Origin of the sequence: Pantoea sp. Fr-CA_6 (genome assembly GCF_024520895.1) — a bacterium.
GTDB classification, from domain to species: Bacteria; Pseudomonadota; Gammaproteobacteria; order Enterobacterales; family Enterobacteriaceae; genus Pantoea; species Pantoea agglomerans.
This window is the reverse complement of the sequence record NZ_JALNPO010000006.1, coordinates 69,508-80,608: the sequence shown is the minus strand read 5'-3', so window position 1 is coordinate 80,608 and position 11,101 is coordinate 69,508. Positions and strand designations below refer to the sequence as shown.

Annotated in this window: 8 protein-coding genes; 5 read left to right on the top strand and 3 right to left on the bottom strand. The window is 56.7% G+C overall.

From position 1 onward, the window contains the following. The first annotated feature begins 77 nt into the window (after positions 1 to 77). From NR201_RS12700 to sstT, 3 genes are all read left to right on the top strand, one after another. On the top strand, positions 78 to 1,064 hold the full coding sequence (locus tag NR201_RS12700; RefSeq protein ID WP_089414889.1) for a Gfo/Idh/MocA family protein: 987 nt from the start codon (positions 78 to 80) through the stop codon (positions 1,062 to 1,064). A 257-nt stretch (positions 1,065 to 1,321) separates the two neighbouring features. After that, entirely contained in the window at positions 1,322 to 2,290 is a 969-nt protein-coding gene (locus NR201_RS12695) for a TerC family protein (RefSeq protein ID WP_010699777.1), read from the top strand. 235 nt (positions 2,291 to 2,525) lie between these two features. Next, positions 2,526 to 3,758: a serine/threonine transporter SstT gene (sstT, locus tag NR201_RS12690; protein WP_010256557.1), complete on the top strand. Its 1,233-nt coding sequence runs from the start codon at positions 2,526 to 2,528 to the stop codon at positions 3,756 to 3,758. A 220-nt stretch (positions 3,759 to 3,978) separates the two neighbouring features. Here the strand turns inward: sstT and NR201_RS12685 are convergent, their stop codons facing one another. The 3 genes from NR201_RS12685 to uxaC are packed head-to-tail and all read right to left on the bottom strand — an operon-like array spanning position 3,979 to position 8,340. Continuing rightward, positions 3,979 to 5,469, bottom strand: a complete 1,491-nt coding sequence (locus NR201_RS12685) for a UxaA family hydrolase (RefSeq protein WP_010256556.1) — start codon at positions 5,467 to 5,469, stop codon at positions 3,979 to 3,981. A 4-nt stretch (positions 5,470 to 5,473) separates the two neighbouring features. Next, on the bottom strand, positions 5,474 to 6,922 hold the full coding sequence (locus NR201_RS12680; protein WP_122889569.1) for a tagaturonate reductase: 1,449 nt from the start codon (positions 6,920 to 6,922) through the stop codon (positions 5,474 to 5,476). A gap of 2 nt (positions 6,923 to 6,924) precedes the next feature. Further along, positions 6,925 to 8,340: a glucuronate isomerase gene (gene uxaC, locus NR201_RS12675; RefSeq protein WP_010256553.1), complete on the bottom strand. Its 1,416-nt coding sequence runs from the start codon at positions 8,338 to 8,340 to the stop codon at positions 6,925 to 6,927. A gap of 399 nt (positions 8,341 to 8,739) precedes the next feature. Between uxaC and NR201_RS12670 the strand changes: the two genes are divergently transcribed. Together NR201_RS12670 and exuR are read left to right on the top strand one after the other, a co-directional pair. Continuing rightward, positions 8,740 to 10,044, top strand: coding sequence for an MFS transporter (locus tag NR201_RS12670; RefSeq protein ID WP_010699779.1), 1,305 nt, complete (start codon positions 8,740 to 8,742; stop codon positions 10,042 to 10,044). An 86-nt stretch (positions 10,045 to 10,130) separates the two neighbouring features. Then, positions 10,131 to 10,907: a transcriptional regulator ExuR gene (gene exuR / locus NR201_RS12665; RefSeq protein WP_022623920.1), complete on the top strand. Its 777-nt coding sequence runs from the start codon at positions 10,131 to 10,133 to the stop codon at positions 10,905 to 10,907. The last annotated feature ends 194 nt before the right edge of the window (positions 10,908 to 11,101 follow it).

The window sequence follows — 11,101 nt, the reverse complement described above, 5'->3', positions numbered from 1 at the left end:
ATCCCTGCCCGCCCGGCACCATTGCACAGCGTGGGTGAGATGTTACTCTGCCGCTTTACAGCTGCCGGAGAGATGACGTGATTCGTTTTGCCATTGTGGGAACAAACTGGATTACACGCCAGTTTATTGATGCCGCTCATGAAACCGGAGCGATGAAACTCTGTGCGGTCTATTCACGCAGTCAGCAGCAGGCTGAGGCCTTTATCGCCGATTATCCCTGCAAACAGACCTTTACCTCACTGGAAGCGCTGGCCGCCAGTCCGGAGATCGATGCGGTCTATCTGGCCAGCCCCAACGCACTGCACTGTCAGCAGGCGCTGCTGTTTATGTCGCACGGCAAGCATGTGATTTGCGAAAAACCGCTGGCCTCTAATCTGGCAGAAGTGGAACAGATGATCGCCTGCGCCCGTGAGCATCAGGTGGTGCTGTTTGAGGCGTTTAAAACTGCCAGCCTGCCTAATTTCCTGCGGCTGCAGCAGGCACTGCCTGACGTGGGTAAACTGCGAAAAGCGCTGCTGAATTACTGCCAGTACTCCTCACGTTACCCACGCTATCTCAACGGTGAGAACCCCAATACCTTTGATCCGCGCTGGTCGAATGGCTCAATTATGGATATCGGTTATTACTGTCTGGCCTCGGCGGTGACGCTGTGGGGCGAGCCAGATCGCGTGCAGGCCAGGGCGACTTTGCTTGCGAGCGGCGTGGACGCGCACGGCGTGGTGGTGCTGAGTTACGGTGATTTCGATGTGACGATTCTGCATTCGAAGGTGAGTGATTCCAGCCTCCCCAGCGAGATTCAGGGTGAAGCGGGCGCGCTGGTGATAGAGAAGTTATCGGAGTGCCAGCAGCTGACTTTTGTGCCGCGGGGCGCGGAAAAGCAGACGCTGAGCCAGCCGCAGCATATCAACACCATGCTGTATGAAGCCGCCGCTTTTGCCCGGCTGGTTGAGCAGCGCCAGGTGGACCACCCTTCGCTTGAGGTTTCGCGGATTACTGCATCGCTGCTGACTGAGATACGCCGCCAGACCGGCGTGATCTTCCCGGCCGACCAGGCTGCTATGTAAATATTTCTAAATATGTCTGAGAGGTGTTGCTTCCTGTGCGGCTAAACCGTAACTTACCCTCCTGCAAAGGGGAGTAACTTGTAAGCTGATTGATCGTCATTACGATGCGAAAGCATCCGGTCATCAGGCAACCCGGAATCAATTTCTGTGTTGTAAGTGAGACCTTGCCGGAAGGCGAGGTTTGCTTACACAAAAATAAGCGGCTGACGTCTTCTGACTTCAGCCGTTTTTTTTTATTTTTCGGACAGGATACGAATATGCAAACTGTGGGTACGCCTTTACTGTGGGGCAGCTTTGCGGTTGTGGTGCTTATCATGCTGGCTATCGACCTGCTGTTGCAGGGACGCCGTGGCGCGCAGACCATGTCTTTCAAACAGGCGGCCGTCTGGTCGCTGATCTGGGTTTCAGTCTCACTGCTGTTCAGCGCCGCCTTCTGGTGGTATCTGGAGGGCAGCGCGGGACGTGAAGTCGCTAACACGCAGACGCTCGCCTTCCTGACCGGTTACGTGCTGGAAAAAGCGCTGGCGGTGGATAACGTCTTCGTCTGGCTGATGCTGTTCAGTTACTTCTCTATTCCGGCCAATCTGCAGCGCCGGGTGCTGATCTATGGGGTATTAGGCGCTATCGTGCTGCGTACCATCATGATCTTCGCCGGTAGCTGGCTGGTCACGCAGTTCAGCTGGATCCTCTATGTGTTCGGTGCCTTCCTGCTGTTCACCGGTGTGAAAATGGCGCTGGCGAAAGAGGATGACAGCGCGGTGGGCGAAAAACCTGTGGTGCGCTGGCTGCGTAAGCATCTGCGCATGACTGACGATCTCGACGGCGAGAAGTTCTTCACCCGCAAAAACGGCGTGCTGTTTGCGACGCCACTGCTGCTGGTGCTGATCATGGTAGAAATCAGCGACGTGATCTTTGCGGTCGACAGTATCCCGGCGATCTTCGCCGTGACCACTGACCCGTTTATCGTACTGACCTCAAACCTGTTCGCTATCCTGGGTTTGCGTGCCATGTACTTCCTGCTGGCAAACGTGGCGGAACGGTTCTCGATGCTGAAGTATGGCCTGGCGATTGTGCTGGTGTTCATCGGCTTTAAGATGCTGATTGTCGACCTCTACCATATCCCGGTCGGTATCTCGCTGGGTGTGGTCGGTGCCATTCTGGCATCAACCCTGCTGATTAATGCCTGGGTTAACCGCAAAAGAGACCAGAAAAAGCTCGCACCATAATTACCTGCAGGGGCAGCCGATGCCCCTGTTTTATTTTGTGGCAGCCTGTCACGCCATTTCATCCCTCTGTCACACTTCCACTATCCAGCATAATAAAAATCTGACCTGCTCCACAGTGACAGAACTTTCTCTTTTCTCGTCCGATCTTTTCCTTATACTCCGCCGGGCAAACCGTTTTAGCCGATGCAAAACATCGCGTCTGAAACTACATCCGCGACAAAATATAGAAAATATTATGCAGAAAACTCTCTCCGCACGTCTGGGCACGCTGCTCGCCGGAAGCCTGGTGAAGCAAATCATGATTGGGCTGATCGCCGGTGTGGCGCTCGCCTGGATTTCACACGATGCCGCTATCGCGGTCGGTCTGCTGGGTGAACTGTTTGTCAGTGCGCTGAAAGCAGTCGCGCCATTGCTGGTACTGATGCTGGTGATCGCCTCGATTGCCAACCACCAGCAGGGCCAGAAGAGCAATATCCGGCCGATTATTATGCTTTATCTGCTGAGCACCTTTTTCGCGGCGGTGGTCGCGGTGGTCTTCAGCCATCTGATCCCGCAGACGCTGACGCTGGCGGTGGGCACCACGGAAATCACACCACCATCCGGCATTACCGAAGTGCTACGCGGACTGCTGATGAGCATGGTGTCGAATCCAATCACGGCCCTGATGAACGCCAACTACATCGGCATTCTGGTGTGGGCAATTGGTCTCGGGCTGGCGTTCCGTCACAGCAGTGACACTACCCGCGCCTTTCTCAATGATGCCTCTCATGCGGTGACGTGGCTGGTACGCTGCGTGATTCGCTGCGCGCCGATTGGTATTTTCGGTCTGGTGGCCTCGATCCTCGCGTCTACCGGCTTTGGCGCGCTGTGGCAATATGCGCATCTGCTGGCGCTACTGATCGGCTGTATGCTGCTGATGGCGCTGGTGGTGAACCCGCTGCTGGTGTTCTATAAAATCCGTCGCAACCCCTATCCACTGGTCTTCACCTGCCTGCGTGAAAGCGGCGTGACCGCCTTCTTTACCCGCAGTTCTGCCGCCAACATTCCGGTGAATATGGCGCTGGCGAAACGTCTGGATCTGGATGAGGATACCTATTCGGTGTCGATTCCACTGGGCGCAACCATCAGTATGGCGGGGGCGTCGATTACCATTACCGTGCTGACGCTGGCGGCGGTGCATACGCTGGGGATCAGCATTGATGTGCCGACGGCGATTCTGCTGAGTCTGGTGGCATCACTCTGTGCCTGTGGTGCATCTGGCGTGGCGGGCGGTTCGCTGCTGCTGATCCCGGTGGCCTGTAACATGTTCGGCATTCCGAATGATCTGGCAATGCAGGTGGTGGCGGTCGGCTTTATTATCGGCGTCCTGCAGGATTCGGCGGAAACCGCACTGAACTCCTCAACCGATATTCTGTTTACCGCCGCCGTCTGTCAGGCAGAAGCGGAGCGCGAAACCAGCCGGGCTTAACCTTTCAGATAGCTCAAAAGCTCAAAGAGTGGGTGGCAGAGTCCGAAAAGCAAAGCGTCCCGCGCCAGGGAAGGCGCGGGACGAGCGAGCAGGGAAGGCGCGGGACGAGCGAGCAGGGATGCTTTAAGCGACTTTGCGATCGGACTCTGCCACCCACGAAGGGCACAGGATTAACCGACGGTAATAACAACATCAGGATCGCCATTGTTTGCCTGACAAACTATAGCGTCACACCGCTTTTGAAAATCGCCAGCTCGCGGAAATCGTTCTTCTCGTTGTTGGTCGGCTGACCGCTGGCAATCGCCACAATGCTGTCGACAAAGTCTTCCAGCATCGCATCCATACTCATTCCCTCGATCAACCGTCCGGCATTAAAGTCGATCCAGTGCGGTTTCTTCTCCGCCAGCGGCGTATTGGTGGCCAGCTTCACCGTCGGCACAAAACCGCCATAAGGTGTGCCGCGTCCGGTACTGAACAACACCATGTGGCAACCGGCGCCTGCCAGCGCACTGGTGGCGACCGCATCATTACCCGGCGCACTCAGCAGATTCAGCCCCGGCGTTTTTAACCGTTCGCCATACTTCAGCACATCGACCACCTGGCTCTGCCCCGCTTTCTGAGTACAGCCCAGCGACTTCTCCTCCAGCGTGGTGATACCGCCCGCTTTGTTGCCTGGCGACGGGTTTTCGTAGATCGGCTGCTGGTGATCGATAAAATACTGTTTGAAATCGTTGATCATCGCTACCGTTTTGCTGAAGGTCTCCTCGTCGCGACAGCGACTCATCAGAATCCGCTCTGCGCCAAACATTTCCGGCACTTCGGTCAGAACGGTCGTGCCGCCATTGGCGATCATCTGGTCCGAGAAACGTCCCAGCAACGGATTGGCGGTGATGCCAGACAAACCATCCGAACCGCCGCACTCCAGACCAAACTTCAGCTCGCTGAGTTTGCCCGGCTCGCGCTGGTCATGACGCATTTTTTCATACAATGCGTGCAGTCGCTCCAGCCCGGCTTCCACCTCATCGTCATGCTGCTGGCACACCATAAACTCGACCCGGTCGCTTTCAAACGCGCCGAGGGTGTCACGGAAGGCATCAACCTGATTGTTTTCGCAGCCGAGACCAATCACCAGCACCGCGCCAGCATTAGGATGGCGCACCATGTTCTGCAGCATGGTGCGGGTGTTTTCGTGATCCTGCCCCAGCTGCGAACAACCGAAGGTATGGCTGAACAGGAACGCGCCATCGATATCTTCTGCCTCCTGCGTCTCTTTCAGGAAACGCTGCAGGATCTGACGCGCAATGCCGTTGACGCAGCCGACGGTCGGCAGGATCCACAGCTCATTGCGGATGCCGACCTCGCCGTTAGCACGACGGTAGATCTGCACCTCACGGTCACCCGGCTGCGGCGGCAGCGTCACAAACTCGGGCTGATACGCATATTGATCCAGATCGCTGAGATTGGTGCGGGCGTTCTGCGAATGGATTAACTCACCGGCGGCCACAGGCTGCGTGGCATGGGCAATCGGCAGCCCATATTTGATCACCAGCTCATCCTGCGCGATAGGCTGCAGGGCAAATTTATGCCCGCGTCCGACCGCCTGTTGCACCGCCACACTCAGTGGCGGCAGCTCTATCATGGCGCCCGCGTCTAAATCACGTAACGCCACGGCGACATTGTCGCGGGGATCAATTTTAATTGCGTCTTGCATAGCGTTATCTCAGTTGGCTCAGCGCCTCACGCATTCCGTGGGCGATGATATTTTGCAGGTGTTGGGTGACAGCCGCAGCCAGTCCGGGCTGACGGGTTAAATCTTCACCCCAGTGTTGCGCGTCGCTGAGTACGCCGTTCACCAGCTGTTGCGGTGACAGCTGATCCGCATCAAGTGCTTTCCAGGCGTCGGCGTAGCGCTGTAACCACTGCGGCTCGTCCTGCAATGGCCAGCTTTTGCCGGCTGACTCGCCGCGATAAAAAGCGATCAGCGCGGCCAGCGCAAAGGTGATGTGTGTCGGCCACTCGCCGGTTTGCTGATGCGCGGCAAGGAGTGGGGTCAGCAGACGGGTGCGGAATTTGGTCATGCCATTAAGGGCAATCGACAGCAGCGCGTGGCGAATAAACGGATTGCGGAAACGACGCTGTACCGCATCGGCAAACGCGTGCAGTTCATCGGCAGGCAGATCCAGCGTCGGGATCACTTCGTGACGCAGCAGGTTATCCACAAATCCGGCGATAGCCGGATCGGCCATCGCCTCTCCCACACTCTCAATACCGGCCAGAAACGCGACCGGTACCATTGCAGTGTGCGCGCCATTGAGAATGGCCACTTTTTGCGCTTTATAGGGCGCAATGTCATCCACATGCCGAACCTGCGGCGACAGCGCCGCCAGCTTCAGTTCATTAAACAGCGCCGACGGCCCCTGAATCACAAACTGATAGTAGACTTCGCCCGCCACCAGATAGCGATCTTCATAACCCAGCTCGCGTTGTAGCTGCTCGCTTTCCGCCGGGAAGCCGGTGACGATGCGGTCGACCAGGGTGTTATAGAACGCGCAGTGCTGATGAACCCAGGTTTTAAATTCGGAGGGCAGATGCCACTGATCGGCGTAGCGCAGCACCAGATCGCGCAGCGTGTCGCCGTTATGGTCAATCAGCTCGCACGGCACCACCAGCCAGCCCCGGTCGCTGGCGCCGTTGAAGAAGGAATAGCGCGCCCACAGCAGCTGCGTCAGTTTGCCGGGGAAACTGCTGGCGGGCTGATCGGTGAGCTGATCCGTGCCGACAAAGGCGATGCCCGCTTCGGTGGTATTGGAGAAGACCATGCGCAGATCAGGATTACGGGCCAGCGCCATAAATTCGCCGAACTGCTGCCAGGGCTGGATTTCACGGTTGAGGCTGCGGATCAGCCGGGTTTCGCTGACCTGCTCGCCCTGATCGTTCAGCCCGCGGATCAGTGTGGTATAGAGTCCATCCTGCTGATTCAGGCTGTCGCTGACTTCACGGTTGCGCGGCCGCACCACCACGATCCCGGCATCGGTGCCCTGATGTTCATTGAGCCAGTCGATCTGCCAGTCAATAAAGGCGCGCAGGAAGTTGCCTTCGCCGAACTGGATCACCCGGTCGCGATAGACTGCGCCCGGAAAGTCGTGACGGTTTAGCCTTTTCATTATCAGGCTCCCAGCTCGATGCCGAAGTAATCGCGGGCATTGTTGAAGCAGATGTTCTGTACCATCTGACCTAACAGCGCTTCATCGGCTGGCGCTTCACCCTGCTCCACCCAGCGGCCTATCATCTGGCACAGTAGCCGGCGGAAATATTCGTGGCGGGTGTAGGAGAGGAAGCTGCGGCTATCGGTCAGCATGCCGACGAAACGGCTCAGCAGACCAATCTGCGCCAGCTGCGTCATCTGACGCTGCATACCATCCAGCTGATCGTTGAACCACCAGGCTGAACCGAACTGCATTTTGCCCGCCTGACCTTCGCCCTGGAAGTTGCCCGCCATGGTGGCCAGCACTTCGTTGTCGCGCGGGTTCAGGCAGTAGAGAATGGTTTTAGGCAGCGCATTATTGAGATTCTGCGCGCCCAGCAGGCGTGCCAGCGGTTCGGCCAGCGGCTGGTCGTTGATCGAATCGAAGCCGACATCAGGCCCCAGCAGCTGGTACTGGCGCGGATTGGTGTTGCGCAGTGCGCCAATGTGATACTGCTGCACCCAGCCACGGCGGGCATATTCGCTGCCCAGCCAGACCAGCACCGCCGTTTTAAACTGTGCCGTTTCCTGCGGGTTGGGCGCGGCACCGCTGCGACGACGCGCCAGAATCGCATCCAGCGTGGCGTCATCCGCCTCGGCGTAGCAGACCACATCCAGCGCGTGATCGGAGACTTTACAGCCGTGCGCCGCGAAGTGATCCAGCCGCTGATGCAGTGCGCTGCGCAGATCGTCAAAACGCTGCACGCTGATATCCGTCAGCTGCTCCAGCGTCTCGATCCACGGCAGGAAGGTTTCCGCTTCGATATTAAACGCTTTGTCCGGACGCCAGCTCGGCAGCACTTTAACGCTGAAACTGGCATCGTCTGCCAGCGCGCGGTGATGGCGCAGGTCATCCAGCGGATCGTCAGTGGTGCCCACCATCTTCACCTTCATCTGCTGCATGATGCCGCGCGTGGTAAAGCTATCCTGCGCCAGCAGTTCATTGCAGCGATGCCAGATGCTGTCAGCCGTTTTCTCAGAAAGCAGCGTATCGGTAATACCGAAAGGCCGGCGTAACTCCAGGTGGGTCCAGTGATAGAGCGGGTTGCCGATGGTGTGCGGTACGGTGCGCGCCCAGGCGTCAAATTTTTCACGATCGCTGGCGTTACCGGTACAGAACGCCTCAGCCACACCGTTGGCGCGCATGGCCCGCCACTTATAGTGATCGCCCTTCAGCCAGATGTCATAAAGGTTGGCGAAGCGATAATTTTCGGCAATCTGCTGCGGCGGCAAGTGGCAGTGATAGTCGAAAATCGGCTGATCCTTTGCATAGTCGTGATAGAGACGACGGGCGAATTCGGTATCCAGCAAAAAATCTTCGGTCATGAAACGTGACATACATGCTTCCTCATCGACTGAACCACTGATGGCCCAAAGTTATCATACCAATTTTAGTCCGTTACGGATTTATTTGCGATCCTGCTCACATAAACGGCGGTAGCTGGCTGCCGTTATGGACGTTTTTGTCGCCCGTATCGCGCTAAATGGCTGTCATTACGCAGGTTTCCAGTATCCCACAGTGCAGAAAGGGTTTTTGTGATGGCTCTCAACTTTTAAAGTTGTATAACAAGTTAGGCTCTCGCCCCATCGTGAGGTCGTTAGCGACTCACAAATGGCAAGGTCATAACAGGGTTGCTCATACAGAACCTGCGGGCGTGAGCAGAGCTGCATCACGTGCTGTCCCGCTCCAGATAACAACAGCGGCAAGACCGCATACAGAACTGGAAGAGGTAGAGGATGCGTAAGATCAAAGGGTTACGCTGGTACATGATTGGACTGGTGACGCTCGGTACGGTGTTGGGGTATCTGACCCGTAACACCATTGCCGTGGCGGCCCCGACATTAATGTCAGAGCTGCATATCACCACGCAGCAGTACTCCTACATAATTGCGGCCTATTCAGCCTGCTACACGCTGATGCAACCGGTGGCAGGTTATGTACTGGATCTGCTCGGCACCAAAGTCGGCTACGCGGTGTTTGCTATTATGTGGGCGATTTTCTGTGCCGCTACGGCGATGGCGGGCAGCTGGGGCGGACTGGCGCTGGCACGTGGCGCAGTCGGTGCGGCTGAAGCGGCGATGATCCCGGCCGGACTGAAAGCGAGCAGCGAATGGTTCCCGGCTAAAGAGCGTTCGGTCGCCGTGGGCTACTTTAACGTGGGTTCGTCTATCGGTGCGATGCTGGCTCCGCCGCTGGTGGTCTGGGCGATCGTGGCGCACAGCTGGCAGATGGCATTTATCATGACCGGTGTGCTGAGCATGGCCTGGGCACTCAGCTGGCTGGTGTTTTACAAACACCCGAAACAGCAGAAGAAGCTGAGCGATGAAGAGCGCGACTATATTATCTCCGGCCAGGAAGCGCAGCATCAGACCGGCAACACCCGCAAAATGTCAGCACTGGAGATTATCCGTAACCGCCAGTTCTGGGGTATTGCCCTGCCGCGTTTTCTGGCAGAACCGGCCTGGGGAACGTTCAACGCCTGGATTCCGCTGTTTATGTTTAAGGTTTACGGCTTCAATCTGAAAGAGATTGCGATGTTCGCCTGGATGCCGATGCTGTTCGCGGACTTCGGCTGCATACTCGGTGGCTATCTGCCGCCGCTGTTTCAGCGCTGGTTCGGCGTTAACCTGATCGTCTCCCGCAAGATGGTCGTGACGATGGGTGCGGTATTAATGATTGCGCCGGGCACCATCGGCCTGTTCACCAGCCCCTACGTCGCCATTGGTCTGCTGTGCATCGGCGGGTTTGCGCATCAGGCCCTCTCTGGCGCGCTGATCACCCTCTCCTCAGACGTTTTCGGCCGCAATGAAGTTGCCACGGCTAACGGCCTGACCGGCATGGCAGCCTGGACCGCCAGCACCATGTTTGCGCTGGTGGTCGGTGCACTGGCCGATACGCTGGGCTTCAGCCCGCTGTTTGCCGCGCTGGCGGTGTTTGATCTGCTGGGCGCCGTCGTTATCTGGACGGTTCTGAAAAATAAACCCATTTCAGAGCTGAATGCCGAAGCCGTTATTCCGCAGGCCAGCGCCGTTCGCAGTTAATCTGCCGGGCTGGCGCAAGCCAGCCCATTTCCTCGCACCTCCTGAAGTGGTATAACAACTTATCTGTCTGCTACCAGGATTGTGCTATGGACTTCACTGAATCCCGTCGACTTTATCAACAGCTGGCCAGCGAGCTGAAAAGCCGCATTGAAACCGGGATCTATCCGGTGGGTGACAAACTGCCTGCTGAGCGCCTGATTGCCGAAGAGATGGAAGTGAGCCGCACCGTCGTACGTGAAGCGATCATCATGCTGGAAGTTGAAGGCTATGTTGAGGTCCGCAAAGGCTCGGGCATCCACGTCATTGCCAGCCAGCAGCAGAACCGCATCGCTTCCACCAGCAGTCAGCTGGAGTTCGCCACGTTTGGCCCCTTCGAACTGCTTCAGGCTCGTCAGCTGATTGAGAGTAATGTTGCCGAGTTCGCTGCGACGCAGGTAACGCGTCAGGACATTATCGACCTGATGGCGATTCAGGAAAAAGCCCGCCAGGAGGATCACTTCCGCGACTCCGAGTGGGATATGCAGTTTCATGTACGTATCGCGCAATCCACCCAGAACAGTGCCTTAGCCGCCATCGTTGAAAAAATGTGGCTGCATCGCCTGCACAATCCCTACTGGCTCAAACTTCACGAACACATCGACCAGCGCAGCATTCTCAGCTGGTGCGACGACCACGATCAGATTCTTAAAGCTCTGATGCGCAAAGATCCCGCCGCCAGCAAACTGGCGATGTGGCAACATCTGGAAAATACTAAACAGATGCTGTTTAACGCGACGGCGGATGATTTTGAATTTAACGTGGATCGATACATGTTTGGTGAGAATCCGGTCATCCTGCCTGATGGGTCCAATAACGCCCGCTAAAAGTGCCTGAAAATGCCCTGAGACGGTCAGTTAATCTGCAATAGTGTCAGGTCATGTAAAGCTCCTTTTTACACGCCGTTTCACAAGGTAAAACTCCTGTTCGCAAGAGAGTTTTCCTGTCTCAGACAGGCGATTTTTGTTACAGTTATCGCCCTTTTATTACCCTTTGCGACTGGGGGTTATAAAGTCGCTGA

What these genes read in the sequence shown, in the direction of transcription:
- exuR (WP_022623920.1), top strand. Translation starts at nt 10,131, where the DNA reads ATGGACTTCACTGAATCCCGTCGACTTTATCAACAGCTGGCCAGCGAG.
- NR201_RS12685 (WP_010256556.1), bottom strand. Translation starts at nt 5,469, where the DNA reads ATGCAAGACGCAATTAAAATTGATCCCCGCGACAATGTCGCCGTGGCG.
- sstT (WP_010256557.1), top strand. Translation starts at nt 2,526, where the DNA reads ATGCAGAAAACTCTCTCCGCACGTCTGGGCACGCTGCTCGCCGGAAGC.
- uxaC (WP_010256553.1), bottom strand. Translation starts at nt 8,340, where the DNA reads ATGTCACGTTTCATGACCGAAGATTTTTTGCTGGATACCGAATTCGCC.
- NR201_RS12680 (WP_122889569.1), bottom strand. Translation starts at nt 6,922, where the DNA reads ATGAAAAGGCTAAACCGTCACGACTTTCCGGGCGCAGTCTATCGCGAC.
- NR201_RS12695 (WP_010699777.1), top strand. Translation starts at nt 1,322, where the DNA reads ATGCAAACTGTGGGTACGCCTTTACTGTGGGGCAGCTTTGCGGTTGTG.
- NR201_RS12670 (WP_010699779.1), top strand. Translation starts at nt 8,740, where the DNA reads ATGCGTAAGATCAAAGGGTTACGCTGGTACATGATTGGACTGGTGACG.